The organism is Hyphomonas atlantica corrig. (assembly GCF_017795365.1).
GTDB classification, from domain to species: domain Bacteria; phylum Pseudomonadota; class Alphaproteobacteria; order Caulobacterales; family Hyphomonadaceae; genus Hyphomonas; species Hyphomonas atlantica.
Genome location: NZ_CP051254.1, coordinates 3,460,609 through 3,487,547, shown reverse-complemented (window position 1 = coordinate 3,487,547; position 26,939 = coordinate 3,460,609). Strand labels below are relative to the sequence as shown.

The following is a 26,939-nucleotide window of genomic DNA, read 5'->3' as shown; positions in this document are numbered from 1 at the left end:
TTCCTGCCGTGGCGGCACAAATTGCCGTGCTGCATCGGCGCGTTATTCTCTTTGGTGGAAACGAGATCGCCAAATGCGACCGCCGAGGAGAGGACACCGGACCCATGGATTTCAATATCCCGCAGGACATTGCCGACTATCTGAACGTGCTGGACCAGTTCATCGAAGACGAGATTCGTCCATTAGAGCAGCAAGACGACAATATCCGCTTCTTCGACCATCGCCGTGAGTGGGCGCGCACCGATTTCGAGAATGGCGGCCTGCCTCGCCCCGAATGGGAAGAGCTGCTCAGGGAAGCGAAGCGCCGCGCCGACAAGGCAGGGCATTTGCGCTATGCTCTGCCGAAAGAATTTGGCGGTCAGGACGGCTCCAATCTCGGCATGGCCATTATCCGTGAGCATTTTGCGAAACAGGGGCTCGGCCTGCACAATGATCTCCAGAACGAGCATTCCATCGTCGGCAACTTCCCGCAGATCCTGATGTTGCGGGATTTCGCCCGTCCGGATCAGAAGCATCTGGCAGAGGACGCGCTTAACGGGAAATTCCTTGCCTGTTTTGGATTGACCGAGCCGGACCACGGCTCTGACGCAACCCATATGGAGACGCGTGCCGTGCGTGAGAAGCGCGATGGCAAGGATGGCTGGCTGATCAATGGCGAGAAGATGTGGATCACCGGCATGCATGTCGCGACGCATATCATGCTGTTCTGCCGGACCAGCGGTGAGGATGGCGATGCAAAGGGCATCACCTGCCTGCTTGTTCCGGCGCGTGATCCAGGCGTGATCATCGAAGAATACATGTGGACGTTCAATATGCCGACGGACCATCCGCGCCTGACCATCAAGGATGTCTGGGTGCCCGAAGACGCGGTCTTTGGTCCACCGGAAGGCGGGCTGGCCCTGGCTCAGCACTTCGTCCACGAAAACCGCATTCGCCAGGCGGCCAGCTCCGTCGGCGCCGCGATGTATTGTATCAATGAGAGTGTGCAATACGCCCGCGAGCGCAAGCCATTCGGCAAGGCGCTGGCCACCAATCAGGCTATCCAGTTCCCGCTGGTAGAGCTTGCCACCGAGGCTGAAATGTTGCGCCTGCTGATCTTCAAGACAGCGTGGGAAATGGATCAGATGTCAAAGCCTGAAGTGGCGATCCACCTCTCCGACAAGGTGTCGATGTGCAACTACCGGGCAAACCGGCTCTGCTGCAACGCGGCTGACCGGGCGATGCAGGTGCATGGCGGCATGGGCTATTCCCGCCACAAGCCGTTCGAGCATATTTACCGCCATCACCGCCGCTATCGAATCACGGAGGGCTCGGAAGAGATCCAGATGCGGAAAGTGGGCGGCCACCTGTTCGGCTTCATGGGCCCCAACAAGCACGGCCAGGCCAAGGGCGAAAAGGACTCAAAAGGCAAAAGCACTGAGCCGACGGATTTTGCTGTGCGGTAGAGAGGCAACAAAACTCCCCTCCCGCGCGAATGGTTAATGATCGCGTAACTATCATTAGGCATTTCTCATCTGATCCAGTTTACATCAGGCGGGAAAGGGAGACTCGGATGTCTCTGCTCGAACGGGTAATTCGCGGCCATCGGTGTCGCTCGACGCACCACTATATCGCGATGGACGCGCTGTCCCTGATCGCTTCGGATGAGGCGGACAAGTGGAAGGATTTGTTCCTCGTCCATCACGAACATCTGCTGGAAGGGGCCAAGGCGCCGGATTCCAAGTTCAAGGATTTCAAGAACCACGTCCTGCACATTTCCGAAGGGGAGTGGGGCGGCGCGCCGGGCAAGGCGATGGAGTGGTATGCCACCGCCGTTGATCATTTGCGCCGCAAGCAGTGGAGCAAGGCTGCCTATGCGCTCGGCGTGCTCAGCCACTATTACGCCGACCCGATCCAGCCTTTCCATACGGGGCAGACGGAAGAAGAAGGCACAATGCACCGCGCGGTCGAGTGGAGCATTGCGAAGTCTCGCGACAAGATTGACGCGCGTATCGAGACGCTAGGCTATCCCGATGTGCCTGTGCCAGAGGGCGCAGGTTTCGTGGCGGACATGGTGCGCAACGGCGCGCGCCTGTCGCACCCGCACTATCAGACCTTCATTGATCATTATGATCTGGACGTCGGCGTGAAGGATCCGCCCGCCGGGCTCGATGAGACCATGTTCGATGCGATTGTGGAGCTGGTGGCTTATGCTACGGCTGGCTTCGGGGCGATCATTTCCCGCGCCATCGAGGAAGCGGCTGTCAGCGCACCGAAGACCAACTTGACGTTGCAGGGCTATATCGAGACTCTGGACATCCCGATCCGCTGGGTCACGGCGAAATTGTCCGATGCCGCTGACAAGCGCACAGTCACGCGCATGTACAAGGAATTCCAGAAGACCGGAAAAGTGATCCGCACGCTGCCGGACGACGACAAGGAAATCCGCAAGATGCACGCCAAACAGGTTTTGCGCGTGCCACTCAAACAGCTCGACAAACAGGAAATCGGTCCGATCGGGTCGAAGAATAAGGCCGTGGAAGAGCGCCTGCTGAATGAGCTGATGGCCCAGGAAGAGACAGCGACCGTCGATACGGTCGAAATCGCTTCAGAAGAGGTAGAGGTTGTTGAGGCGGTCACTGAGCCGGAAACCGCAGAAGACGCGCCGACTGAAGCCGTAGAAACACCTGCGACCCGGAAAGAGGCACCCCCCAAGGCAGAGGAAGTTCTGTTCGAGCCTGAGCCCGAAACCGAAGCCCAGCCAGAGCCAGTCACAGCGAAAGCCGAATCAGAGGGTCTTGGCGAGGAGTCCGGCGACATCGCCCGACGCAGTCGCATCACGCGGGAATCTCCTGTAGTGGAGGCACCAAGCATCGGCAAGAAGACAGCCAAGCGTCTCGGACGCGCGGGCATCACCACCGTTGGCGACCTGCTTGATTGCGACACGGAGGAAACCGTCTTCCAGGTCGACGTGGCCTATATCGATGTAGACACGCTGAATGACTGGAAAGACCAGACCATTCTGATGATGGAAGTGCCGGGCCTGCGTGTGCACGACGCCCAGATCCTTGTCGGCGCGGGAATCCGCAACCGCAAGGAACTGGCCGAAGCGCCGGCACGGACCCTGTTCATGCTGGCCAGCGAGTTCCTGCAAACTCCGCAGGGCGACCGCGTGATCCGTGACGACGATTACCTCGCCGAGGAAGAAGTGGAAGAATGGATCGAAATGGCGAAGACCGTCTAGGGGCGATTCCTGCTGGCTTCCACTGAGCGCCGCGTTGCCTAAAGCCGCTTAAACTCAGCCGTGAAGTGGCGCATCATCGGCGGTTCTTTCACGATCTTCAGGCCGCGAACTTCGTACTTGCGTTTGGCGAGTTCCTCGAACACTTCGACGATATAATCCGCATGCGATTGGGTGTAGACACGGCGCGGCATGGCGAGGCGGACAAGGTCCATGCGGGCAGGTTCCTCGCTGCCGTCCGGCTTGCGTCCGAACATGACGGTCCCGATCTCACAGCCGCGAATGCCGCCTTCTTCATAGAGTGCGCAGGCGAGCGCGTGGCCGGGATATTCGAGTGGCGGAATTTGCGGAAGCCATTCGCGGGCATCGACGAATACGGCGTGCCCGCCGGCGGGTTTCATGACCGGCACCCCCAGCGCATCCAGCCGTTCGGCGATATAGGCATTCGTCCGCACGCGGTAGCGTAGATAGTCCTCATCCACGATTTCGGTCAGGCCCTGTGCGATGGCGTCAAGGTCGCGCCCGGCGAGGCCGCCATAGGTGGGGAAGCCTTCGGTCTGGATCAGGCGTGTGCGCGCCTGTTCGGCCAGTATGTCATCATTCAGTGCCAGCCACCCGCCGATATTGGCGAAAGCGTCTTTCTTGGCGCTCATCGTCATACCGTCAGCGACAGCGAAAGTATCGCGCACAATGTCCTTGATGGAACGCTCTTGCTGGCCATCCTCGCGCAGCTTGATGAACCAGGCATTTTCCGCAAAACGACAGCCATCAATGAAGAACGGCTTACCATGTTGGTGAGCGATCTCTGCTGCGCCGCGAATATTCGCGAGGCTCACTGGCTGTCCGCCACCCGCATTGTTCGTGATCGTCATCATAACACAGGGTACGGCATCGCCTCGCTCGTTCATCAGGCGGGCGAGGGCCTCCAGATCCATATTGCCTTTGAAGGGGTGGTCGAGCGACGGAACCTTGCCCTCTGCGATGGGCAGGTCCAGCGCCTCCGCGCCTGCCGCTTCGATATTGCCGCGCGTCGTGTCGAAATGCGTGTTCGACGGGATCACATGGCCGGGCTTGGCAATCAGGGAAAACAGGAGATGTTCCGCCGCGCGGCCCTGGTGCGCCGGGATGATGTGTTTGAAGTCCATCAGATCACGCACAGCTGCTTCGAACCGATAGAAACTCGGCGCGCCAGCATAGCTTTCATCGCCCGTCATCACCGCGCCCCATTGCGCGGCGCTCATGGCGGAAGTGCCGCTATCGGTCAGCAGGTCGATCAGCACATCATCCGAATGCAGCTTGAAGAGATTGTAGCCCGCCGCGCGCAGCAGGCGTTCGCGTTCCTCGCGCGTGGTCATGCGGATCGGCTCAACCGATTTGATGCGGAAGGGTTCGATGATGGTCTTCATAGGGCACTCCTGGCTCTGACGTCCTGGGGGAGTGCCGGTCTCGGCGCACACACAGGACTTATCCTGCGCCGCGGTTGCCTCGTCTTCGTGACGCGACCGCGCTCAGCGCCTGTTGTGAGGCCTGTCGATTACCATCAATCGCCAGCGGCTGACAAGCGTGTCAGAGCCCGCGAGGGGAGAGGCCCGCCGCCGTATAGATCGCGTCAATGGCGGCCATGTTTGCAAGGGCATCTGCGCCGCCGGTCAACGCAGCTGCGCGTCCCGTCAACACGTCCATCACATGGTCCAGCTGGTGCTCATAGGTGATCTTGCCATCAATGGTCTCAATGGCTTCCTCGCCGCCACGACGAACGCGGATCTGGTGCCCTCGGTACGGGTGGACGGGGTTCAGAAAGACGAGGCTGCCATCCTTGCCGCCAATTTCCAGTGCGATGTTGCGATCAATTCCGTCTGCCATGCTGCATTCGATGCTCGCAGATGCGCCGCTGGCGAAGCCGAGATTGGCCTGCATGCTGAGATCGACGCCGGGGCGTTCGCAGACGGCTTCGGCTGACAGGATTTCCGGTTCGGCCCCGGCAAGTGTGCGGACCATATGCAGCGAGTAGCAGCCCAAATCCATCATTGCGCCGCCGCCGACAGACAGTGTGTGGCGCAGTTCCCCCTCGCGATAGGGAATGGTCACATTGAACATCGCGCGCATGGTCTTGATGTCGCCGAGCTCGCCGCTTGCCACAATCTCCATCACACGCTGGAAAGCGGGGTGGAACCGATAGTGAAAAGCCTCGATCAGGGGTTTGTCCGCCTTATGTGCGGCTTCGACCATACGCGCCGCTTCTGCGGAGTTCATCGCGAATGGTTTTTCACAGAGTACCGCCTTGCCAGCTTCTAGCGCTGCGATGGAGAGTTCAGCGTGGCGGTGAGGGGGCAGGGCGTTGTAGATCAGGTCCAGATCATCGCGGCGAACCAGTGCCTCATAATCGGTTTCGACATGCTCAATACCGTGTTCCTGCGCATAGGCGCGGGCCTTTTCGACATCTCGCGCAGCGACCGCGTGGATCATGCAATCATCGCGGGACGAGGCTGGGTCGATGATGGCCTTGGGGGCGATCTTGGCGGCGCCGAGGATGCCAATGCGGATCATGTCTGCTCCTTCGAGGTGGGATTTCGCCAAATCGTAAACGAATCGGCCCCAATTGTTTACCCGGACCTAACGCGTCTTAACGCTCTCGGCAGGGTTTGATGTACATACCGGCAGTTAAGGTAACGAAGCGGTAAGCACAAACAGCGTTAATAGGGGCTCTATAGGTGTTAACCTTGCCGGAGCGTAGCCGCACATGTTGAACGAGATCACTGCCCATATCGCCCGCCAAAATGAGTTGTCTGAAGAGACGGCGAAAAGTGCATTGGGTATCGTCTTGAACGCGGCTGAGCGCCAGGATTCACCCTTCGCCACGGCGATGTTCAAGACGGTTCCCGGTGCTCGCGCCCTGTCGGCCCGTACAGGCAGCGCCATCGGCGCGCCGACCGGCACAATCGCCCGTATGATCGAACAGACACCCGGCGGCAAGCGCGTGGTCGCGCAATCCATGATCACCGAGCTGCACAAGATTGGCCTGGACCACAAAGCCATCGGCCAGCTGCTGCCGTGCATTTCCACCTATATGGACGAGCATCATGGCCTGGTCGGGTTTGGCCATCTGGGCGACCTGATCGGCTCTGATCTGGACGCAGTGACGGCGGCGGCAAAAGCGGCCTGATCCAGCGATCATTCTGAAAGAAACCGTCCTTCGGGGCGGTTTTTTTGTGTTTGCCGAAAATTCCTGTGAACCAAATGGATTGTGGTGCGTACTGATAGGACCTCGCAGCACACCCCCCTGACTCACCCCCGTCAGCTGCTGCGTGGGATTACATTGAAGGCCAGATCGGTTTCCCCCTCTCTTCCCCCCAGCCGATCTGGCCCTTTTCTTTTGAAGGCAGCCTGTCTAAGTGCTGCGACCAGAACAGAAGAAGCGGGGTTTCGAGATATGCAGGACAGCACGAATGTGAGACGGGACGAGCAATTGGCCCTTGACCTGATGGCGGCCATTCGTGCCGATGCTGAAGCTGCCTGTGCCCCGAATACCGTCGAGATGGTATCCGTTACGTTTGATGTTTCCTCTGCTGCGACGGATGCGACGGACATACAATTTGAGCCGCGGATCGACCGTCGCACAAGAACTGTTCTGTTTACCGGTGGCACGGCCCGTCAGGGCGACCAACCCGTGATGAAGGCTACAGCCGTTTACCGGATCATATCGGAAAGCTAGACACGGCCCCATTGGCGGGTAAAATGATATATCAATATCAGATGCCAGTGTGATGGAGCCCTGCAATGCCTGCTGCCCTTATTACCGGAGCCAACCGAGGCATTGGCCTTGAGCTGGTTCGCAAGTTTCTCGCTGAAGGTCATGACGTCATTGCGACCGCTCGAAACCCAGATTCGGCAATTGAGCTGAACGCCACAGGCGCCCGTGTCTACCCGCTGGAAGTGACAGATGCTGACTCGGTGGCAGCCCTGAAGTCGACCCTAGGGGACGAGCCGATCGACTATCTGATCAACAATGCAGGCATCTGTACCTTCGATGGTTTCAAGGACATCGACTACGATGTGTTCGCTGAAATGCTGGCAGTCAATACAATTGCCCCGGTACGGATCATGGACGTCCTGCTCGACAATGTTGCAGCGAGTGAGGTGAAGATCGCGGCTGGCCTGTCAAGCATGGTGGCCTCAATCGAGAATACCACAAACGATTTTGCGTTTGTCTATCGCGTTTCAAAGGCGGGACTGAACATGGCCCTGCGGTCGGCCGCTCCGGCACTCGCGGAGAGGGGCGTTACAGTGTTGGCGCTGCATCCGGGATGGGCCCATACGGATATGGGCGGCGCTGACGCTCCGGTGCGCCCGGTCGATAGCGCAGAGGGGCTTTACAATGTGCTGACCTCGGCTGGTCCGTCTAAAGAGCTTCGGTTCATTGATTATGAAGGCCAGACTCACCCCTGGTGATCACCTATTCGCGTTGATGCGCAAACCCGCTGAATTCGTCCGGCATGTCTATCGCCGTATCAGCTCTCAGGCGGGGTAGGGCCTCAGGGTGTTCAGTCTGAAGCCATTCGATCATCTGTTCCCGGATCAGGCAGCGCAAATCCCATGCTTTGGGAGAGGTGCTGGCGGAGGCCAGACCGCGCACGGTGACCGACGTCCCAGACGCTTCGGTCACCTGCAAATTCACCACGTCACCATCCCAAAGCGGCGTAGATTTGCAGATCTCTTCGAGTTTCTCCCGCATCCGGCTAATCGGCGCATGATAGTCCACTGTCCAGTAGACCGGCCCAATGATCGATGCGCTCTTGCGGGTCCAGTTCTGGAAGGGTTTTTCGATGAAGTAGGATAGGGGCACAACAAGGCGCCGCCAGTCCCAGATCTTGATGACCACGTAAAACAGGCCGATTTCCTCGATCCAACCCCATTCCCCTTCGACAACGACGGCATCGTCCAAACGGATGGGTTGGGTAAAGGCGATCTGCAGCCCCGCAATCAGATTGCTCAGCACCGGCCGCGCGGCAAGGCCAATTGCAATGCCTGCGATTCCGGCAGATGCAAACAGGCTGACGCCGATCTGCTTTACGCCCGGAATGACGGTGAGGGCCGCCGCGATGGTTACAATACCGGCGATGACGATCCAGACGCGGCGCACCACATCCAGTCGGGTCGCGGATTTGCGCGCTTCCAGATTGTCTTCGGTATCCAGGTGAAGTCCGGCGAGGCGTCGTTTGATCAACGCATCCACGATGGTACCGACCAGCCAGCCGAGGGCCAGAATGAAAAGAACGCCGGAGGCTATTTCGGAAATGGCCTCTGCTCGCTCATCGGTCAGGAAATGATCGGGAACGTAGTCCGGCAGATAAGGCGCAAGGAAAACCAGCGCCGCACCGCACAGGGCGAACAGGATTGGCGGGCGAAATCGTTTTAGCCAGCGTGTTTTGGCTCGGGCATCAATCTTCGTTCGGATAGGCAATTCCCCTGTGTCGGTATGTACGGGGTACGTATCAGCGTCTCAAAGGTTTCACGCTGCCAGCAAGCCCGGCAGGACAGGTTGCGCGCAAACCTGTGATAATGCGGCCCTGCTGGGCAGATCGTGCCGAAGATGGATGCAGTTACTTGATCCGCTCAGCCCGGAAGGCGAGACCGCCATCCAGTTTTATCTTGTAGCTGCCGAGGGCGGCTTCATAGATCTGTGCTTCGGACTGGCCGCTATTGCGTATCGCCTTTGAATCCGTCTGGCGCCAGATCTGCCCGTTTTCGAGATAGACGATCAAGCTTCCACGCCCGCCGCGGATGGATTTCACGGGTTGGGTCACTTCCGTCAGATTGCCATCTTCACCAGACTTGCCCAGCACGATAGAGGGCAGGGACGGGATGGAGAAGCCGAAGGAATCCTTCTGGACTTGCTCGACTTCCTTGCGTGTCACCGTTGTGACTTCGCCCGCCTCTTCGGCTGCCTGGAGACGCCCTACGGCAGCGTCATAGCATGCCAGGCGCTCAGCATCTGTTTCGATCGCGGTGCAGGCATAGACATCTTCCGTGGAGATTTCCTCGGCCACGGCCGGAGCGCCCAGCGCAATAATCATTCCTGTGATGCTCCAAAAGCGGGTCATTTCTCTCACCTCATGTCGTTCAACCGGCACGAAGGCTTTGCAAATCCCTCGCGGTCTGGCAGCACTGTGGCAAATCGTGCGAAAGCCGAAAAGAGTTTGGAGACATAAAAACAATGAAGCTGAATGCGTTGATCGGCAGCGGCATGGCCGCTGTGTTCGCCCTGACCCTCGCTGCCTGCGGAGGCGGCGGCAATTCCGGGGGTGAGGGTGTGCCAACACTGCGGCGCGGAATTTCAGCCAAGGTGGATACGCTCGATCCGCACAAGTCTTCAGCCCAGTGGGAAAACATCGTCATCGGCGACATGTTCATCGGCCTTACAACCGATGGGCCGGACGCCCGCCCGGAGCCGGGCATGGCGACACATTGGGAAACCAGCGAGGACGGTCTCGTCTGGACCTTCCATCTTGGCGACTATAACTGGTCAGATGGCACACCGGTAACGGCAAACGACTTCGTCTTTGCGCTGCGCCGTATTCAGGCCCCGGAAGTCGCCTCGCAATATGCCTCGCTGCTTTATCTGATCAAGAACGCCGCCAAGGTGAACGCGACCGAATTGCCGCCAGAAGAACTGGGCGTGCGTGCGATTGACGACAAAACGCTCGAGATCACGCTGGAATATCCCGCGCCATACCTGCCGGGCCTGTTGTCCCACTACACGACTTTCCCTGTGCCGAGCCAGGCTATCGAAACCTATGGCGATGCGTGGATCCAGCCGGACAATATTGTGGTGAACGGCCCGTACAAGCTCGTCTACTGGCGCACGGGCGACCAGCTCGTCGCCGACAAGAACCCGACCGGGTTCGGGGCGGACGAAGCCTGTTTCGGCCGGGTCGTCTATTTCGAACTGGAAGACCTGACTGCGGTTGAAAACAAGATCCAGGCGGGCGAGCTGGACATCAACAATGCCTTCGATGGCGCCCGCGCCGAGGAGATCGAGGCGAAACTGCCGGGCTGGCCTCGCACGACGCCATCCCTGAACACGACCTATTGGAGTTTCAACACCCAGCAGGCCCCGTTTGACGACATGCGCGTGCGCAAGGCGCTGGCGATGGCTTTGGATCGCGAATTCATGGTCAAGAACGTGCTGACGCCTGGCTTTGAACCGGCCTATTCCTTTGTTCCGCCGGGCATGGACAATTATGCGGTGACCCGTCCTGAACTCGAATGGAAGGATCTCCCACGCGCCGAACGCCTTGCGGAAGCAAAACGCCTTCTGGAGGAAGCGGGCTTCGGGCCAGATAATCCGCTCAGCTTCGAATTCATTCATCGCTCGACGGACGACAATCCTAAGGTTGCCCCTGTCGCTCAGGCAAACTGGGCCGACATTGCGCCTTGGGTCGATCCGATCATCGTGAAGCAGGATACCAAGGTTCTATATGCCCGCCTGCGCCAATCGGATTTTGAAGTTTCCGACGCGGCGTGGGTGGCAGATTTCGACGACCCGATCAATTTCCTCTACCTGCTGGATTCGAACACCGGCCAGCAGAATTATGGCGATTATTCCAATCCGGAGTATGATGCCCTTCTGCAGCAATCCAATCGGGAGCTGGACCTGGACAAGCGGGCGGAAATCTTCGCGGAGGCCGAACAGCTGATGCTGGAAGATTATCCGATCACGCCGATGTGGTTCCAGGTGACGAAGAATCTGGTCGATCCGTCGCTGACGGGATGGATCGACAACGCGAAGGACCAGAACCGCTCCCGCTTCCTGTGCCGGGATGGGCTTGGCACAAGCGAGTAGGGGTAACAGGACGGGGGTCTTGGAATGGAACATGAGATGGAAGCGGCAGGCCTTGCCTCTGGCAGTGGCCTGACCACGGGGGACCATCACCCGGTAAATTCCGGACTGCCCTGCGCCAATTGCGGTGCGATTGTCGAAGACAGGTTCTGTACGACCTGTGGGCAATTGGCGTCTGATTTCCATCGCCCCGTCTGGGATCTGGTCATGAGCAGCCTGGCCGACACATTCGCCCTTGATGGGCGTCTGTGGCGGTCATTGCCGCTGCTGTTCTTTCGACCGGGGCGGATGACGCGCAATTATCTGGAAGGCAAACGGGCGCGCTATGTGCCGCCATTCCGCATGTTCCTGCTGGCGTCGGTCGTGTTCTTCCTCACCCTGTTCACGCTGGGCGACCAACTCGGCTGGTACCATACGTTCAAGATCAATGACATGCTGGAGGAGGGGCTCGATCTCGGTCTGGATGAGACCGGTGAGCCCACGCCCATTGTGTCTGAAGACCGGCTGGCAGAGATCCGCGAGCAACTCGACAACGCAGACCTGGATGAGGAGGAGCGTCTCGAACTGCAGCAGACGCTGAACGACGCGCAGCATGGCATCACCGTCCAGCGTATCTTGCAGGATGATGGCCGGATCAATCGCGACGCGCTCTATGATGAGGTCAATGCCCGTCTGGACGAGAATGCGACGGTTGAGCAGCGCCAACAGGCCTGGCGCGCCGCCGACCATGCCGCCACTGTTTACGAGAACCAGGACCGATATGGTGCGCGAATACGCGAATGGGCACCGCGATTCAGCCTGATGTTCATGCCGATTCTCGCGCTGATGCTGACGCTGCTCTATGCGTGGCATCGCAGCCGGTACATTTATGATCATGTCATCACGGCGCTGCATGTGCAGACGTTCATCTACATGACGGCGACGGTGTTTCTGGTCGTTGCGGCGTTCAGGCCTTCGATGACCGGCTGGCTGGTCCTGTTCGGTGTTCTGACGTTGATCGTATATCTCTACAAACAGTTGCGCGTGACCTACGGAACAGGCCGGATCATGGCCATGCTGCGGACGCTGATTCTGCTCTTTTCGAGTTTTATCGTCCTCATCATCCTGTTGGCCCTGTTGATTGCCGTATCGTTTGCGCTGACCTGATCCGGGCAATTATTCGAAAGTTTCATTCAACCTACGCGAATCCGGATTTCCGGAGCTGAATGACGCGAGAATAGCCCGAAAATGCCTAATTGTTGGGCGCGGCTGAACAGCAGTGATTGCGACAGTTCGGGCAATTTTTCGTCATTCCCCTAGGGAATTGGGATAATAATGCTCAAAATGACCCAATAAGGTGATGCGTTTCTGTCACACCATTGTCATTTCACCCAAAAGCACCGTTGCATCCGATTGACTATCTGCGGCGCACATTTCTTACTGCCACGTAAGACTTGGTCGAAGGGGGCCAGGTTTGCCCGTCGTGAGACGCGGGCATTTTTCAAAATAATCCCACTCGGAGGTTCAGGTGAGCGAACTTAACTTGAAGACACGCCTTCTGGCGTCGTCGGTGTTTGCGGGGGCTGCACTCGCGGCCGCTGCTGCGTTGCCGGCACATGCACAAGAAGACGAAGTCATCGCAGTAACGGAAGCAGGCGACGAAGAAGCCGCTGTCCAGCAAACCATCGTTGTCACGGGGTCCCTGATCCCGCAAAGCGGCAACCTGGTTGAAACCAGCCCGGTCACATCGCTCGGCTCCGCAGACTTCGACGTCCGCGGTGTTGTTCGTGCGGAAGACATGATCAACTCGCTGCCACAGGCATTCGGCGCTCAGGGCTCCAACCTGGCCAACGGCTCGACCGGTACGTCTTCGGTCAACCTGCGTGGTCTGGGTGCATCCCGTACGCTGACCCTTCTGAACGGCCGCCGCCTGCCATACGGCTCGCTGAACACGGCTGCTCCGGACATCAACTTCATCCCGGCCGCCATGGTCAAGAAAGTTGACGTCCTGACCGGTGGTGCGTCTGCGACCTACGGTTCTGACGCTGTTGCCGGTGTTGTGAACTTCGTGCTCGACACAGAGTTCGAAGGTCTGCGCATCGACTCCAACTATTCTTTCTACCAGCACGACAACTCCAACAGCTACATTCAGGACATCCTGTCTGACTTTGCTGCTGGTAACCCGAGCCAGTACACTGTGCCGAGTGGTTCCACCTCTGACGGTGAAACCTTCGACATCACGGCTGCTGTTGGTGGCAAGTTCGACAATGGCCGCGGCCACGCGTCTGCCTTTGTCAGCTTCCAGAACACGAAGGAAATCCTTCAGGCAAACCGCGACTATTCACAGTGTGCCTTGTCGACGACCAATGAAGGTCAGGACTTCACCTGTGCCGGTTCTTCAACGAACCAGTTCGCCAACATTCTGGACGTCGCTCAAGACTACACGATCCCAGGCGGTGTGAACCCCGACGCTCAGACGCAAACCGGCTGGGCGCGCGTGCTCGACGGTCAGGGCGAAATCGGACCTCGTAACTTTGTCTCCGATACGTTCAACTATAACCCGTACAACCACTATCAGCGTCCGAACGAGCGTTACTCCTTCGGCGCTTTCGCAAACTATGACATCAACGAGTACGTGAATGTGTATTCCGAACTGATGTTCATGGACAACCGCACCAAGTCTCAGATCGCACCTTCCGGTGTGTTCGGCTATGGTATCGGTGGCGGTGCTGGCGGCATTCGTTGTAACAACCCGTTCCTGTCCGCTCAGCAGGTTGACTATCTCTGCGGCGAAATCGCAGACGGTGCGATCGATCGTTACACGAATCTCGATGGTGAGTACACGGACGCTGCTGGCAACGTGCTGGCTGATCAGGACGACTTCGTTGCGCGTTTCGATGGTGATCCCGACCAAGCCGCGCTTGGCCCGGACGGCATCGCGGACATTCTGCTTCTGCGTCGTAACGTCGAAGGCGGTAATCGCTTCAATGACATCCGCCACACGACCTATCGTGGCGTGATCGGCATGAAGGGCACCATCGGCGATACGCCTTGGGGCTACGACATCAGCGCAATCTACGCGAACAACCACCGTTCCGAGATTTACCAGAACGATCTGTCAATCCGCAAAATCGGTCTGGCACTTGATGCCGCCTACGCCTTGGATGATGAAGGCAACCCGACCGACCAAATCGTTTGCCGGATCAATGCTGACGACGATCCGACCAACGATGATCCAAACTGTGCACCGTACGACATCTTCGGACCCAACGGCCCGTCCGACGCTGCGGTGAGCTACATCAGCCAGCCACTGTTCCGTGATGGTGACGTCACACAGACAGTTGTTACGGCCAAAATGTATGCTGACCTTGCTGATTATGGCATGACGTCTCCGATGGCCGAAGAAGGCGTGAAAATCGCTTTCGGTGCCGAGTATCGTCGTGACACGCTGGACTCCAACCCAGACAGCAACTTCCAGTCTGGCGACGGTGCTGGTCAAGGCGGCCCAACGAACCCGATTTCTGGTTCGCAGGAAGTGTATGACTACTTCGTCGAGGTCAACGCACCTCTGATCGAAGGCTATGAAGGTGTCGAATCTCTCGGCGTTGACCTGGCCTACCGTCGTTCGAACTATGATGCTGTGTCTTCGGACGCCTACAAGATTGGTCTGGAGTACGCTCCGGTCGAAGACATCCGCTTCCGCGGTTCGTTCCAGCGCGCTGTCCGTGCTGCGAACATCTTCGAACTGTTCTCCACCCAGTCGATCGGTCTGTTTGACCTGACCCAGGGCTCCAATGGCATCTACGATCCGTGTGCCGGTGCAGCTCCGACAGCAACGCTCGCTCAGTGTGCCAACACTGGCGTGACACCGGACCAGTACCGGAACATTGCTGACAACCCGGCTGGCCAGTTCAACACGCTGACCGGTGGTAACCCGGACCTCGATCCAGAGCAGTCCGACACCTACACCATCGGTTTTGTGGCAACACCATCCATGATCCCGGGCCTGACCGTATCGCTCGACTACTTCGACATCGTTGTTGAAGACCTCGTTGGTACGGTTCCGCAGGAACTGGCACTCGACACCTGCCTTGAGACAGGCGACGAGTACTTCTGTTCGCTGGTCAACCGTGGTTCCGGTGGTACGCTCTGGGCTAACCAGACTGGCTACATCGTTGCGACCAATATCAACACCGGTTCGCTGTCGACATCCGGCTTCGACTTGCTCGCAAGCTACGATCTCGACCTCGACACCCGTGGTGGTCTGACGTTCGACTATGTTGGTACACTGCTTGAGTCGCTTGAAACCAAGCCGCTGCCGAATTCGCCAGCTGCTGATATCTTCGACTGTGTTGGCTACTATGGCGGCAGCTGTGCCTCCGGTGGTGGTACCGAAGTCGCAAACGGTGCGTCTCCGGAATACCGTCACAAGGCTTCTGTCACCTGGGCTGATGCTGATGGCAAGTTCAGCGTCACCGGTACGTGGCGTTACTTCTCTGAAGTCGAAATCGAAGGTGGTGACGATGGCACCATCAACGGCGTTCTCGACGCTCAGAACTACCTCGACCTGACCGGTTCCTGGGCTGCTACGGACTACATGTCCTTCCGCCTTGGCGTGAACAACCTGACGGATGAAGAGCCACCGCTCTCCTCCGTGGTTGGTACGGCACCGGGTAACGGTAACACCTACCCACAAGTGTACGACGCATTCGGTCGTTACATCTTCATGGGTGCGACGTTCGACTTCTAAGTCTGACGGACATCAAAAAATAGGAACGGCGGCCTTTCGGGGCCGCCGTTTTTGTTTTGAACGGGTTTCGTATCAGCGCTTTGCGCTTCACATGAACCGGGCTCAGGGCATTTTGGGCGGGTTCCGTATCGCGCCCTTGACCGGCACTCACCTGAACCAGGCTCAAGGCTGTTTGATTTCTGGGAGAGGCAGGAGCTGTCGATCAGCTTCCGGAATGCCAGCGGGCGTAGATTGCCGTCGGCAGCAGGCGTTCGCCGCCTTGCTGGGGCAGGGCCATCTCGCCGGTCTCCATGATGCCGCCAAGCGGGGAGAGGCGGTCGGCCAGGGCCTGTGACAAGGCGAGATAGGACAGGCGGACGGCATAGGCCGTCAGGATCACGAACAGGGGCCGGTCACTCAGCAGTGTCTTCACCGTATCGAGCAGGGCGGGCAGGTTCTCCTCGAACCGCCAGGTCTCGTTCTTCGGGCCGCGGCCGAATTTTGGCGGGTCGAGAATGATCGCGTCATACTGATTGCCCCGGCGGATCTCGCGTGCGGTGAACTTCATCGCGTCATCGGCAATCCAGCGAATGGTGCGATCATTCAGGCCGCTCATCGCCTGATTGTCTTTGCCATAGCCGTTAGATTTCGGGCTGGCATCCAGATGCACCACCTCTGCCCCGGCGGCGGCGCAGGCGAGCGACATCATGCCGGTATAGCCGAACAGGTTCAGCGCCTTGATCGGGCGGCCAGCCGAGCGAATCTTTTCCTGCGCGAACCGCCAATGGACCGAATGCTCCTGGAACACGCCCATATGGCGAAAAGCGGTGCGGCGGGCTTCGAATGTCAGCCCGTTCCATTGCATCGGCCAGCTGTCACGGGCGTTTGGCGAAAGCACTTCCCAGTTTCCGGCGCCATCATCATCCTGAGACTTGGTGGAAAAGCGGGCATCGGCGCGCCAGCTGCTGACCGGGCGGGCCGGTTCCCAGAAGGCCTGCGGATCCGGGCGGATCACGGTCTGGCTGCCGAACCGTTCCAGCTTCTGGAGGTGGCCGCTGTCCAGCAGGGCGTAATCGTTCCAGTCATCGGCGATCAGGAGGCGAGTATCGGTCTTCATTTGAAATCTCTCTGGCGCCAGGCCTCATAGGTCATGATGGCCGTGGCCTGGGCGAGGTTGAGGCTGTCGGCGCCGCCGCGCATGGGGATCAGGCAGAGCTGGTCACAGGCGGCTTCGGCGTGCGCAGGCAGGCCGGATTGTTCATTGCCCATGATGATCACGGAGCCCCCGGTGAAATCGGTGCGGTCATGTCGGGCCGTGCCATTGACCGATGCCGCGCTCATGTTGAGGCCAAGGCCTTTGCGCCAGGCGTTGAACTGGTCAAAGCTGGCGCTTGCAAAGGGCATGTCGAAGATGGACCCCATCGAGGCGCGCACGGCTTCAAAACTGTAGGGGTCGCAGCAGGTTTCGACCAGGATGACGCCGGAAATAGCTGCGCAGTCTGCGGTCCGCAGGATCGTGCCCAGATTGCCGGGATCACGCACTTCATAGAGCGCAACGAACAGGCCGTCCTTGGTCTGGGGCAGGGCATCAAGGCCGAGATGGCGCTGATGGAAGGCGGCGACCACGCTTTGCGCATTGTCCTTGTGGGTGATGCGCGACATCAGCTTGTCTGCTGCCAGAACGACACGCGCACCTGAGGTTTCGGCCTGCTGGATCAGGTCAGCCAGATGGGGCCGTTCCGCCATGCTGGCGGCCACCACAACGCAGTCCGCTTTCCAGCCATTGGCGAGCCCCTGACCGATCAGCCGCGCGCCTTCGGCCAGAAACAGGCCGGTTTCGGTGCGGCCTTTCTTTCTTTCCAGGCTTTTCAAGGTTTTGACGAGCGGGTTTGAAGCGCTGCTTATCGTCTCTGAAGGGCGGGTCATGGCAGGGTTCTGGCGTTTCTGACTATGCGGGGCAAGCCTTGCTAGGACCTGCTGAATAGGGCATCCCTGATTATCAGGGGATTATCAATGGAGGAGGTCGTGGGGCCTCTATGAGACTGCTCGACTACCTTATTGGATGCGTGGCGCTGATCGGCCTGATTTTCACAGGCTGGTGGGCCGTCTATCAGTCTGGCAACACGCCTGTAAACCTCGAAGCGCGGCTGGAGGCCAACGCCAATGCGGCATTGGCCGAGGCAGGCTTTGACTGGGCAAAGGTCGAGATGAATGGCCAGCGCGCCCGGTTGACCGGCAAGGCCCCGTCCGTGGACGCGGTTCGCGCGGCAGCAGAAACGGTCATCACATCCAGCGGATCGGGCGGCGTCATCATGGGCGGCGTCACCCTGGTGGAGAGCGAAGTCGGCGCAGCAGCCGCAGTGTCTCCCTATGTCTGGCGCGCGATCAAGACAGATTCCGGTGCATTCATCCTGATGGGGCATGTGCCCTCGCGCAGCGTACGGTCAGACCTGCTGGCGATGGCCGAGGCGCGTGCCGGTGAAGCAGAGGTCGATGACCGGATGGTTGTGGCGAATGGTGCGCCGGCAGCGAACTGGCAGGGTATGGCCAAGCTGGCGCTGGAAAGCCTGTCAGAGCTGAATTCGGGCGAGGCGAGACTGCAGGATACGCGTTTGCGCCTGCGCGGCGTGTCGATGGACTCGGCGATACGAGCGCGCCTGTCTGCAGACGTGTCCAATGTGACTGCGCCCTTTCGCGGCGAGCCATTCCTGCGCGGCCCGGCGCTGTGGAGTGCGACGCATGGCGAGGGAGAGCTGATCCTCTCCGGCTCAGTGGCAAGTGAGGCCGAGCGGGACGAGATCCTGTCGATTGCCCGGCAATACTACGCGCAGACCGTGCGCGACGAGATGCAGGTGGCGGGTGAGGCCCATCCCCGCTGGCTGGACGGTGTGCGCGTGGGCCTTCCGCATTTCGCGGGCGGCTTTCAGACCGGCGTCATGGCGTTTGAGCCCGAAGAGACGGGGCTGAGTTTCGAGGGGGAGGCCACCGGCTCCACGCTCGCCTATCTCCAGCAGGACCTGGCCACAGTGGATAGCCCTTATCCTGTCACAGTTTTCACTGATACGGTTCAGGTGGCCGTTGAGGAGATTCGCGAGATCGACTTCGAGGCGGACCCGGTTGCGGCCTGTCAGGCGGCGTTTGACTCGGTGATGGAGACCAACAAGGTGTATTTCGAAACGGGCGCAGCTAGTATCACCCGAGAGAGTGGCAACACGCTCGACAAGGTGATGGCCGTGTCGGGTCGCTGCGCGCCGGATCTGGTCATCGAAGTGGGCGGACACACTGATTCCACGGGCGATCGGCAGGCAAACCTGATGCTGAGTGAGGCACGGGCGCAAGCTGTAAGAGATTATATGGTTTCAGCCGGATTTTCCCCTTCGAGGGTGGCTGTAATTGGGTATGGTCCTGATGCACCTGTGCGGGATAATGACACTGAGGAAGGTCGGGCGAAGAATCGCCGGATTGGGTTCAAGGTTCAAGAACGGAGCGAGTGATGGCGTGGCTGTTGGCACATATGTGGGTTGCGCTGGCAGGCGTGGCCGTTTTCGGGCTGCTGCTGGGCTGGTCCATCCGCGGCATGTTGCTGGTGAACAAGATGCGCAAGGCGGTGGTCGAGCGCGATGTGACGCTGACCGAACTTGATCAGGCCCGCGAAGAGATCGAAAGCCTATATGCGGCGCAGCGGGGCCAGCCGATTGGCAATTTCAATCCGCGCGAAGTGCAGGCTGAGCAGAACGTCAAACTGCAGCGCCTGACAGATGAATTGGCCCGCGCCAAGAGCGAACTGGAAACCCTGAAAGAAAAGGCTGACGAAGCCGAGCGCGTTGGCGTTGCCAAGGCGGGTGTGGCTGCGGCCACATCTGCGGCAGGGACGCTGGCGGCTGTTGGCGGCGCGTCCGATCCGAACCCGGCACTGGTCTGGCGCAACCGTCATCTGGAAAGCCGCGTGCGCCATCTGGAAGGCATGTTGGCAAAAGGTGCTCAGGGCGTTGCGGCGGTGGAGACGGCCGTACCGGCTGCCGCGCCTGTGGCGGCAAGCGACGTGTCTGACTCCGAACAGGCAAAAGCCGAGTGGCAACACAATTTCCTGAAGCAGCGCGTCGAGGCGCTGGAGGCGGAGCTGGCTCAGGTGAAGGCGCCGGTCGTCGAGGCACCTGCTGAAGCTGCACCGGCAGCACAGGACGAGGTCGATGAAGAGCTCGCCCGCCTGCGCTGGCGCAACCGGTATCTGGAAGGGCGTCTCGCTTATTTCGAGGGCGATCAGGACGCGCGCGATGAAGCCGTCGCGGCGGATGCGGAGACCGCCGAGGAGGCCGAGGATGAAGCAGAAGAGGTCATCGCGCCTCTGGCTGATCTGGCAGACAGCGACTCTGAACTCGAGACCGAGACGGCAGACGCCGAAGAGCCTGTCGAGGCCACCGAAAAGGTTGAGCCTGAGCCTGAGCCTGAGGTTGAGGCTGAACCCGAGGTTGAGGCTCAGCCAGTGGATGAGGTCGAGCCCGAGCCTGTATTCGTAGAAGCCGAAGCGGAGCTGTCTGAGCCGGAAGAAGACCCGGAAGACATCGAGGAGGTCGAGGCCGAAGCCGATTTCGACGCGGCTACCTTCGAGGTTGCGGACGATCCGGTGGCGGACGGAGAAGACGCAGACGCTGAGCAGGCCGAGCCTGAGATTGAGGCCCCAGAGATTGAAGCTGATGTTGATGCTGAGGCCGAGGATTCAGAGCAGGCCGAAGATGAGGCCGAGATCGTGGCTGATCCCTTCGGCTTCACGGCAGACGACGTGCTGCATGAGCCCGAGGAACTGGACGAGTCCGAGCCTCAGGCCCCGGAAGAAGTTGCCGCAGACCCTGACGCCGATGTGGATCTGCCCACCTTCGAGATAGAGGATCGCTTCCCGGAAGAGGTGGCCGTGCCGGTGACGGAAACGGAGGCTGCGGGCGACGCAGAAGACAGCGCTGACACAGAGGCAGAAGAGTCAGCGGTGGCAACGCCGGAGGAGGCCAGCCGGGCCATTCTCGCCGCGCTGGAACTGGACGATGATGATGGAGAGGACGCCGAGGTCGAAGCAGACGCGGCCGACGAGGACGACGCGGAGTTCGACGAGGCGGATGATGCCCCGAAGGGTGTGCGCCCAATCGCGCTGGACAAACCGGTTGAAAACTCGCCCGACGATCTGACAGAGATCGGCGGCATTGGGCCCAAGATCCAGGAATTGCTGAACGCGATGGGTGTCTGGCACTATGATCAGATCGCCGCCTGGACACCGGACAATGTGGTCTGGGTGGATCATGAGCTGAACTTCTCCGGCCGAATCGTGCGCGAAGGTTGGGTGCAACAGGCCGCTATCCTGGCTGGCGACACGGTGGACGAGGACGCGTAGGCAACGCGGTGTTCACGGCCAATTCAGGCAGAATCTTTCAATCTGGGAACCATTCGCGCAGGGGTGCGATTGCTTTTTGAGAGGGGACGGCTAACGTTTCCACTCAGGTGACAGGGAGATTTGAGATGGCTGAACTGGTCGAATTTGATAGCAAAGTGCTGGCCGGGGCGCCGAATGTCCGCCTGTCACGCCGCGCGCTGATTACCGGCATTGCCGCGGGCACTGTGTTCCCCTTCATTTCCAGCTGCACCACCAATCCGGCAACGGGGTCCAGCCAGTTGATCCTGTTTGGTGAGGATCAAGTGGCCAGCATGGCCGCAACCGCCTGGACCGACATGAAATCCCAGACACCGGTCGTGTCCAATACGCGCCTCAAGAACCAGGTTCTGAATGTGTGGGAACGTACCACTGCAGGCGCGGCCAAAGCGGGCCATATCGACCCGAACGCCAATTGGGACGTAGCCGTGTTTGATACCGACGACGTCAACGCGTTCGTCATGCCGGGCAATCGGGTCGGCATCTATCGCGGCATCACGGAACTGACCGAGAATGACGACCAGCTGTCTTCCGTTCTGGGCCATGAGACAGGCCATGTTGTGGGCCGCCACGCGGCTGAGCGCCTGTCGGTTTCGACCGCCGCGCAGGTCGGCCTGATGGCGGGCCAGATTGCCGTGGCCCAGTCAGAAGAGCTGCGCAAGTACGGCACAACAATCGGCGCGCTGGGCGGCGCGGCGATGCAGTTCGGCGTGATCCTGCCCTATAGCCGCCGGCACGAGTTGGAGGCTGACAAGCTGGGCGTCGATTACATGCACAATGCCGGATATGACACGCGCCAGTCGGTGCGCCTCTGGGAGCTGATGGCCGCCCAATCGGAAGGCCAGCGCCCGGTGGAATTCATGTCCACCCACCCGGACCCGCTGCGCCGCGCCGAGGAGTTGAAGCGCTATATCAATGCCAAGGGCTACGCCCTGATGTAGGCAATTGCGATTTTTATTTGAGCCCGGTTGCCCTGTGCAGCCGGGCTTTTTCGTGGATTGGCGTCTGAAGCGCTGCGGGCGCGCCATTGCTATTTGGTGCGCGTGGCACCATGTATGTTTCTCGACTTTTCGCCGGACGATCAGGCAACGAACACAAGGGCATCGCCCGGCTGTTCCTTTCAGAGACCTCCCAAACAAAATTCGTGTTCCGCGGACCCGCATGTTGCAGGACCGCAATCAATCAGGAGTGTTTCATGACAAATGGCACCGTAAAATTCTACAACGACCAAAAAGGCTTCGGCTTCATCCAGCCTGAAGACGGCACCAATGATGTGTTCGTGCACGCGACCGCGCTTGAGCGCGCCGGCATGCGCATCCTGTCCGAAGGCCAGAAAGTGTCCTTCACGACAGCTGTCGACAAACGCAGCGGCAAGACCGCTGTCGACACGATCGAAGCTGCTTAAGTCTTCACGACTTTGCAGACTTTGTCAGACAGGCCGTCTCCGAAAGGGGACGGCCTTTTTGGGTCTGGGGGGCAGGGAGCATGGCTGCCCGCATCCCCTTGACGTTTCAGGGCATATCCGCCATACGCCCCGCTTCCGTGGGAGGCCTCTAGCCGGGCCAGACCACGGGCCTCCAAAGTAACCGGGCGGATCGAAAGACCACCGCCCCATCTGAAACGTTCGAGAGGACAATATGGCTAAGAAACTGCTGGGGCACCTCAAGCTCCAGATTCCTGCCGGCCAAGCCAACCCGTCGCCGCCTGTCGGCCCGGCGCTCGGTCAGCGCGGAATCAACATCATGGAATTCTGTAAGGCGTTCAACGCCAAGACCCAGAACATGGAACAGGGCCTGCCCGTTCCGGTCGTGATCGATTACTATCAGGACAAATCCTTCACCTTCGTCGTGAAGTCTCCTCCGGCCACTGTGCTGCTGAAGAAGGCTGCCAAGCTGAAGCTCGGCAAGAAGCCTGCTTCCGGCGCCAACAAGCCGGGCTATGAGACGGTCGGCAAGGTCACCATGGCTCAGGTTCGCGAGATCGCGGAAATGAAAATGGAAGACCTGAACGCGAACGACCTCGACGCAGCCTCGAAAATCATTGCCGGTTCCGCCCGCGCAATGGGCATCGAAGTGACGGAGTAAGCGACATGGCGAAACCAGGTAAGCGTACCCGCGCAATTCTCGAATCCGTGGATGCCGACAAGGCCTACACGATCACCGAAGCCGTTGCTCTGGTGAAATCGAACGCAAAGGCGAAGTTCGACGAGACCGTCGAAATCGCCGTGAACCTCGGCGTTGACCCGAAATATGCTGACCAGATGGTCCGCGGCGTGGTCAATCTTCCGTCGGGCACCGGCAAGGACGTTCGCGTCGCCGTGTTCGCAAAGGACGCCAAGGCAGAAGAAGCCAAGGAAGCCGGAGCCGATTTCGTCGGCGCTGAGGACCTGATGGAGAAGATCCAGGGCGGCTTCATGGACTTTGACCGCGTCATCGCGTCTCCGGACATGATGGCGGTTGTTGGTCGTCTCGGTAAGGTACTCGGCCCGCGCGGCCTGATGCCGAACCCGAAAGTTGGTACGGTCACGCCGAACGTGGCTCAGGCCGTCAAGGACGCGAAGTCCGGCTCGGTTGAGTTCCGCGTCGAGAAGGCCGGTATCATCCATGCTGGCATTGGCAAGTCCAGCTTCTCCGAAGGTGACATCGAGACCAACGTCAAAGCCTTCCTCGAAGCGCTGTCCAAGGCCCGCCCATCCGGCGCGAAAGGCCAGTTCATCCGCAAGATCTCCCTGTCCTCCACAATGGGCGCAGGCGTGATGATCGACACGGCGGAAGTCAACCAGACGGCTTAAGTCCGATATCGGATTAGAGAGAGAACAAAATGAAGCCCGGCGCAGAAATGCGCCGGGCTTTTTCGTGTTTGCTTCTTAATCCTTCGACCCCGGCCAGTTCATCCTTCGACTTCGCTCAGGATGAGTCCGTACATGATCAGCGCTCATGCTGAGCGGGGCGGGTTGGCGGAGCGCAACCCACCAGTTTGCTTCCCGCCCAAACCAATTTGTCATCCCGGAAAATCCGAAGGGTTTATCCGGGATGACAGGATGAGAGTGATTTCTCCTGTTTGCCGTATCCCCGGCGCATGCCGGGGACTCCCGCCGCTACGCCACAAAGCCAACCGCAAGAGACTCCGGCGTGCGCCGGAGATGCGGTGCGGTTGAAACGGGAAGAGGCATTGTATTCATCAGCCCACGAATGACAGGCGGATAAAGGCGCCGCGGCCTGCGCCGGGGAGTCGGGTGCCCACGGCGACGTCGCTCCAGGCGTTGCGGTTGTAGCCAGACAGGTGATCGCGCGTGACCTGATTGAGCAGGTTTTCCACGCCTGCCGACAGGCGCACACCCTCATTCACCTGCCAGTCGCCATACAGGCTGAGCGTGACATAGCCCGGCGTTTCCGCTTCGAGGTTCGTGACCGATACCTTGTCCTGTTCGGCAACGGCGCGGGTTTCCAGCGTGGTGGACCAGTTGGCGCCTTCCCAGGTCAGGCCGGCGGTCAGGCTGGGCGGGGCGATGCGATAGAGATCATCGTCAATGTCCCGGCGCTCCCCGCGCACATAGGAGAAGACCGCATCGGCGCGCAGCGGGCCGGGCAGGTCGATGCCGGCGTCGAGGTCAAAGCCGATCAGGCGCGCCTCGACATTGGTGAAGCGCAGGAGGGCCGCGGAGCTGCCATGCATGCTGGCCATCATCTCTTCCATCGAGTCGACCACGCCCGGCGTATCATCAAAGGGCGTACCCTGAATGAAATCGTCGATCTGACGAATGTAGACGGTTGGGCGGATATAGGCCGTTTCGGTCACATAGTCGAAGCCGGTCTCCGCGATCAGGGCCACTTCCGGATCGAGGGACTGGTCGCCCAGATAGACATTGCCATCGGCAAGGCCCGCGCTGGAGCCGGACGGGAGCCACTGGAACCATTCAAGGTAAAATGGTGCGCGGGATTTCTGCGCCAGTGTCACGCGCCAGGTCAGGTCATCCGTAATCGGACGCCAGAGCCGGGCGGCGACGTCCAGCGTGGTCGCGTCCGTGCTGCGGTCAGAGGCATTGTAACTGGCGGCCAGCATCTTCTGGCCCATTGAGGCGTCCGCCCCGAAGGTCGCCGTGCCGCCTGTGCCGTCATAGTCATCGACGCGCAGGCCAAGCTCGGCATTGAAAGCGCCGAGCGCGCCCGTCCATTCCGCAAACGCGCCTGTGCGGTCGATCACGATGTCTGGCAGGGAGTAGACGAAATTGTCGAGATTGCCCGGATCGACCACATGGATATTGTGGTCTTCCTCGGCTGTGTCTGCGCCGATTTGCAGGCTGCCGCCGAAGGCCGGGAAGGTGGCGGCGATGTCTGCTTTCCGCGTGATGGCATAGGCGAAGGCTTCGCGCTGCATCATGGCCGGGCGCAGGTCGAACGTATTCATTCCGTGTGCGGCGTCGGTGTAGCTGGCAGACGCTTCGACCAGCACGTCTCCGAAGGCTTTCTCATAGCCGGCCTTCAGCACGTCTGTATCGACGAAGCGGATGTCCATGCCGAAGGGCGGGTTGCCAGAAAAGCCGGTATTGTGGCGACGCCAGTCGAGGCTGAATTCCCCCAGATCGGTGCGCAGGCCGGTGGCAAGGCCATAGATGCTGCGCTGGAATTCGGAGCCGCCAATCGTGCCGTCCTTGTATTCGGTATCGCCGCCTTCTTCGTAGGCCCCAAGCAGGTTTGCCCGCCAGGTATCAGTGGCGGCACCGATGATGCCGCCGGTGGAGACGCTGTCATTCACGCTGCGCCCACCAATCGTCAGATCATAGCCGAGGCTGGCATCCGACGAATTGGAATAGTCGGTCTTCTTGAAAATGGCATCGACGCCGCCGCCAATGCCGGGGCCTTCGGAGACCGGGCTGATGCCGCGGTCAATGTGCACGGCGGAGACAAGCGGGGTTGGCGCATAATGCAGGGCCGGGTCCATCAGGTTCGGGCCGCCGGAGGCGAAGCTGTGGCCATCAATGCGCAGGTTCAGTCGAGGGCCGAACAGGCCGCGATACTGCATCTGGCCGGACATTTCGCCATTGCCGATGCGGGCCGCGCCGGGCGTGCGGGCGGTGAGGCGCGTGATGTCTACGCCGTCCAGTGGGGCGGCTTCAGGCGAAAGCGCCGAGTCCGTGGCGGTCGTGGTGCGGTGGCCGGTGACGATGATCACGTCCTGAAGCGCCGGGTCTGGCGTCTCGGCAGCGGCGAGCAGGGGGCAGGTGGCCAGGGCGAGCAGGCCCGTGCCGGCAGAAAGAATGCGTTTCATGTGGAAGTCCTCTTCGCCTGCCGGGGTCCGGTCAGGCGGTGTCTGATCGAGTTGTCGGAAAAGTCAGATCAGGCAGAGAGGGGTGGCCCGCGCGCAGGCAGGCGGGTGTCGATCGGGCGCTGTGACAGCGGCACGACATAGAGGCTGGCGCCAAGCCGGGGCAGGCCGAACGCGGCCGGCGATGGCAGGGCGGGCGTCTGGGGCAGGTCGAACATGGCGGTCAGCGCGAAGGGGCAGGTGGCCGTATTGGGCAGGTCGCTGTCATGCGAGGGCGCATCCGGATCGTAATCTTGTGGCAGCTTTTCCAGCGTGCCAGCCTCCGGATCGAGCCGCATGAGCGCGCCGACCCCGTCGCCACAGATGCGGATGATGACGCCGCCATCCTCAGCCGTGTCGACCATATAGCCTGCCGGAACCGTTCCGCGCACGCCCATACCGGCCACGAGGACCAGGAGCGCAAGCATACGGAGATGTCGAAACAGGGCAG

At 59.9% G+C, this 26,939-nt stretch carries 22 protein-coding genes; 14 read left to right on the top strand and 8 right to left on the bottom strand.

Annotated features, from left to right (window positions below):
• Positions 1–104: 104 nt before the first annotated feature.
• Both HF931_RS16670 and HF931_RS16665 read left to right on the top strand, forming a co-directional pair.
• Positions 105–1,445 carry an acyl-CoA dehydrogenase family protein gene (locus HF931_RS16670; RefSeq protein WP_035551183.1) on the top strand — a complete coding sequence of 447 codons (1,341 nt, stop codon included), beginning with the start codon at positions 105–107 and terminating at the stop codon, positions 1,443–1,445.
• Between the two features lie 107 nt (positions 1,446–1,552).
• Positions 1,553–3,223 (top strand): DUF4332 domain-containing protein, encoded by a 1,671-nt coding sequence (locus HF931_RS16665; RefSeq protein WP_273241211.1) that lies wholly within the window; start codon positions 1,553–1,555, stop codon positions 3,221–3,223.
• A 38-nt stretch (positions 3,224–3,261) separates the two neighbouring features.
• On the opposite strand, the gene HF931_RS16660 is transcribed toward HF931_RS16665, so the two are convergent.
• Both HF931_RS16660 and HF931_RS16655 read right to left on the bottom strand, forming a co-directional pair.
• The gene (locus HF931_RS16660; RefSeq protein ID WP_273241209.1) at positions 3,262–4,626 is read right to left on the bottom strand and encodes a tryptophanase; all 1,365 of its coding nucleotides are present in this window, start codon (positions 4,624–4,626) and stop codon (positions 3,262–3,264) included.
• Positions 4,627–4,786: 160 nt separating this feature from the next.
• Positions 4,787–5,767 (bottom strand): Gfo/Idh/MocA family protein, encoded by a 981-nt coding sequence (locus tag HF931_RS16655; RefSeq protein WP_273241207.1) that lies wholly within the window; start codon positions 5,765–5,767, stop codon positions 4,787–4,789.
• A gap of 193 nt (positions 5,768–5,960) precedes the next feature.
• Between HF931_RS16655 and HF931_RS16650 the strand changes: the two genes are divergently transcribed.
• The 3 genes from HF931_RS16650 to HF931_RS16640 all read left to right on the top strand — a co-directional run bounded on the left by HF931_RS16650 (position 5,961) and on the right by HF931_RS16640 (position 7,669).
• On the top strand, positions 5,961–6,383 hold the full coding sequence (locus HF931_RS16650; protein WP_273241205.1) for a hypothetical protein: 423 nt from the start codon (positions 5,961–5,963) through the stop codon (positions 6,381–6,383).
• 285 nt (positions 6,384–6,668) lie between these two features.
• Complete coding sequence (locus tag HF931_RS16645; protein WP_273241203.1) at positions 6,669–6,932, top strand: hypothetical protein; 264 nt, start codon at positions 6,669–6,671, stop codon at positions 6,930–6,932.
• A 65-nt stretch (positions 6,933–6,997) separates the two neighbouring features.
• Entirely contained in the window at positions 6,998–7,669 is a 672-nt protein-coding gene (locus HF931_RS16640; RefSeq protein ID WP_273241201.1) for an SDR family oxidoreductase, read from the top strand.
• Between the two features lie 4 nt (positions 7,670–7,673).
• On the opposite strand, the gene HF931_RS16635 is transcribed toward HF931_RS16640, so the two are convergent.
• Together HF931_RS16635 and HF931_RS16630 are read right to left on the bottom strand one after the other, a co-directional pair.
• Positions 7,674–8,681: a mechanosensitive ion channel family protein gene (locus tag HF931_RS16635; protein WP_273241199.1), complete on the bottom strand. Its 1,008-nt coding sequence runs from the start codon at positions 8,679–8,681 to the stop codon at positions 7,674–7,676.
• Between the two features lie 139 nt (positions 8,682–8,820).
• The gene (locus HF931_RS16630) at positions 8,821–9,321 is read right to left on the bottom strand and encodes a hypothetical protein (RefSeq protein ID WP_273013183.1); all 501 of its coding nucleotides are present in this window, start codon (positions 9,319–9,321) and stop codon (positions 8,821–8,823) included.
• A 113-nt stretch (positions 9,322–9,434) separates the two neighbouring features.
• Here HF931_RS16630 and HF931_RS16625 point away from each other — a divergent pair, with 113 nt between their 5' ends.
• The 3 genes from HF931_RS16625 (at position 9,435) to HF931_RS16615 (ending at position 15,789) form a co-directional block, all read left to right on the top strand.
• Positions 9,435–11,063, top strand: coding sequence for a peptide ABC transporter substrate-binding protein (locus tag HF931_RS16625; protein ID WP_273241197.1), 1,629 nt, complete (start codon positions 9,435–9,437; stop codon positions 11,061–11,063).
• Between the two features lie 24 nt (positions 11,064–11,087).
• Entirely contained in the window at positions 11,088–12,206 is a 1,119-nt protein-coding gene (locus tag HF931_RS16620) for a DUF3667 domain-containing protein (RefSeq protein ID WP_273241195.1), read from the top strand.
• Between the two features lie 361 nt (positions 12,207–12,567).
• A complete protein-coding gene (locus tag HF931_RS16615) occupies positions 12,568–15,789 on the top strand; it encodes a TonB-dependent receptor domain-containing protein (protein WP_273241193.1) in 3,222 nt (1,073 codons plus the stop codon).
• A 202-nt stretch (positions 15,790–15,991) separates the two neighbouring features.
• Here HF931_RS16615 and HF931_RS16610 read toward each other — a convergent pair whose 3' ends face one another.
• Together HF931_RS16610 and HF931_RS16605 are read right to left on the bottom strand one after the other, a co-directional pair.
• Positions 15,992–16,885 (bottom strand): class I SAM-dependent methyltransferase, encoded by an 894-nt coding sequence (locus tag HF931_RS16610; protein WP_273241191.1) that lies wholly within the window; start codon positions 16,883–16,885, stop codon positions 15,992–15,994.
• The gene (locus tag HF931_RS16605) at positions 16,882–17,694 is read right to left on the bottom strand and encodes a TrmH family RNA methyltransferase (RefSeq protein WP_273241189.1); all 813 of its coding nucleotides are present in this window, start codon (positions 17,692–17,694) and stop codon (positions 16,882–16,884) included. Before HF931_RS16605 ends, HF931_RS16610 begins: the two co-directional genes overlap by 4 nt.
• A gap of 110 nt (positions 17,695–17,804) precedes the next feature.
• Here HF931_RS16605 and HF931_RS16600 point away from each other — a divergent pair, with 110 nt between their 5' ends.
• The 6 genes from HF931_RS16600 (at position 17,805) to rplA (ending at position 23,975) form a co-directional block, all read left to right on the top strand.
• Positions 17,805–19,262, top strand: coding sequence for an OmpA family protein (locus HF931_RS16600; RefSeq protein WP_273241187.1), 1,458 nt, complete (start codon positions 17,805–17,807; stop codon positions 19,260–19,262).
• Positions 19,262–21,148 (top strand): hypothetical protein, encoded by a 1,887-nt coding sequence (locus tag HF931_RS16595; RefSeq protein ID WP_273241185.1) that lies wholly within the window; start codon positions 19,262–19,264, stop codon positions 21,146–21,148. The genes HF931_RS16600 and HF931_RS16595 overlap by 1 nt, the downstream gene beginning before the upstream one ends.
• 125 nt (positions 21,149–21,273) lie before the next feature.
• On the top strand, positions 21,274–22,125 hold the full coding sequence (locus HF931_RS16590; protein WP_051602648.1) for a M48 family metallopeptidase: 852 nt from the start codon (positions 21,274–21,276) through the stop codon (positions 22,123–22,125).
• A gap of 254 nt (positions 22,126–22,379) precedes the next feature.
• Positions 22,380–22,589, top strand: coding sequence for a cold-shock protein (locus HF931_RS16585; protein WP_035551222.1), 210 nt, complete (start codon positions 22,380–22,382; stop codon positions 22,587–22,589).
• A gap of 232 nt (positions 22,590–22,821) precedes the next feature.
• Positions 22,822–23,268: a 50S ribosomal protein L11 gene (gene rplK, locus HF931_RS16580; protein ID WP_027837369.1), complete on the top strand. Its 447-nt coding sequence runs from the start codon at positions 22,822–22,824 to the stop codon at positions 23,266–23,268.
• 5 nt (positions 23,269–23,273) lie between these two features.
• Positions 23,274–23,975 (top strand): 50S ribosomal protein L1, encoded by a 702-nt coding sequence (gene rplA / locus HF931_RS16575; RefSeq protein WP_035551226.1) that lies wholly within the window; start codon positions 23,274–23,276, stop codon positions 23,973–23,975.
• A 389-nt stretch (positions 23,976–24,364) separates the two neighbouring features.
• Here rplA and HF931_RS16570 read toward each other — a convergent pair whose 3' ends face one another.
• A complete protein-coding gene (locus tag HF931_RS16570; protein WP_273241182.1) occupies positions 24,365–26,452 on the bottom strand; it encodes a TonB-dependent receptor plug domain-containing protein in 2,088 nt (695 codons plus the stop codon).
• Positions 26,453–26,520: 68 nt separating this feature from the next.
• On the bottom strand, positions 26,521–26,916 hold the full coding sequence (locus HF931_RS16565; protein ID WP_273241180.1) for a hypothetical protein: 396 nt from the start codon (positions 26,914–26,916) through the stop codon (positions 26,521–26,523).
• Positions 26,917–26,939 lie beyond the last annotated feature (23 nt).

Coding starts and splice junctions, on each gene's coding strand:
- HF931_RS16570 (WP_273241182.1), bottom strand. CDS start 26,452: ATGAAACGCATTCTTTCTGCCGGCACGGGCCTGCTCGCCCTGGCCACC.
- HF931_RS16610 (WP_273241191.1), bottom strand. CDS start 16,885: ATGAAGACCGATACTCGCCTCCTGATCGCCGATGACTGGAACGATTAC.
- HF931_RS16620 (WP_273241195.1), top strand. CDS start 11,088: ATGGAACATGAGATGGAAGCGGCAGGCCTTGCCTCTGGCAGTGGCCTG.
- HF931_RS16600 (WP_273241187.1), top strand. CDS start 17,805: ATGAGACTGCTCGACTACCTTATTGGATGCGTGGCGCTGATCGGCCTG.
- HF931_RS16605 (WP_273241189.1), bottom strand. CDS start 17,694: ATGACCCGCCCTTCAGAGACGATAAGCAGCGCTTCAAACCCGCTCGTC.
- HF931_RS16590 (WP_051602648.1), top strand. CDS start 21,274: ATGGCTGAACTGGTCGAATTTGATAGCAAAGTGCTGGCCGGGGCGCCG.
- HF931_RS16630 (WP_273013183.1), bottom strand. CDS start 9,321: ATGACCCGCTTTTGGAGCATCACAGGAATGATTATTGCGCTGGGCGCT.
- HF931_RS16655 (WP_273241207.1), bottom strand. CDS start 5,767: ATGATCCGCATTGGCATCCTCGGCGCCGCCAAGATCGCCCCCAAGGCC.
- HF931_RS16565 (WP_273241180.1), bottom strand. CDS start 26,916: ATGCTTGCGCTCCTGGTCCTCGTGGCCGGTATGGGCGTGCGCGGAACG.
- rplK (WP_027837369.1), top strand. CDS start 22,822: ATGGCTAAGAAACTGCTGGGGCACCTCAAGCTCCAGATTCCTGCCGGC.
- HF931_RS16665 (WP_273241211.1), top strand. CDS start 1,553: ATGTCTCTGCTCGAACGGGTAATTCGCGGCCATCGGTGTCGCTCGACG.
- rplA (WP_035551226.1), top strand. CDS start 23,274: ATGGCGAAACCAGGTAAGCGTACCCGCGCAATTCTCGAATCCGTGGAT.
- HF931_RS16625 (WP_273241197.1), top strand. CDS start 9,435: ATGAAGCTGAATGCGTTGATCGGCAGCGGCATGGCCGCTGTGTTCGCC.
- HF931_RS16585 (WP_035551222.1), top strand. CDS start 22,380: ATGACAAATGGCACCGTAAAATTCTACAACGACCAAAAAGGCTTCGGC.
- HF931_RS16595 (WP_273241185.1), top strand. CDS start 19,262: ATGGCGTGGCTGTTGGCACATATGTGGGTTGCGCTGGCAGGCGTGGCC.
- HF931_RS16670 (WP_035551183.1), top strand. CDS start 105: ATGGATTTCAATATCCCGCAGGACATTGCCGACTATCTGAACGTGCTG.
- HF931_RS16660 (WP_273241209.1), bottom strand. CDS start 4,626: ATGAAGACCATCATCGAACCCTTCCGCATCAAATCGGTTGAGCCGATC.
- HF931_RS16650 (WP_273241205.1), top strand. CDS start 5,961: ATGTTGAACGAGATCACTGCCCATATCGCCCGCCAAAATGAGTTGTCT.
- HF931_RS16640 (WP_273241201.1), top strand. CDS start 6,998: ATGCCTGCTGCCCTTATTACCGGAGCCAACCGAGGCATTGGCCTTGAG.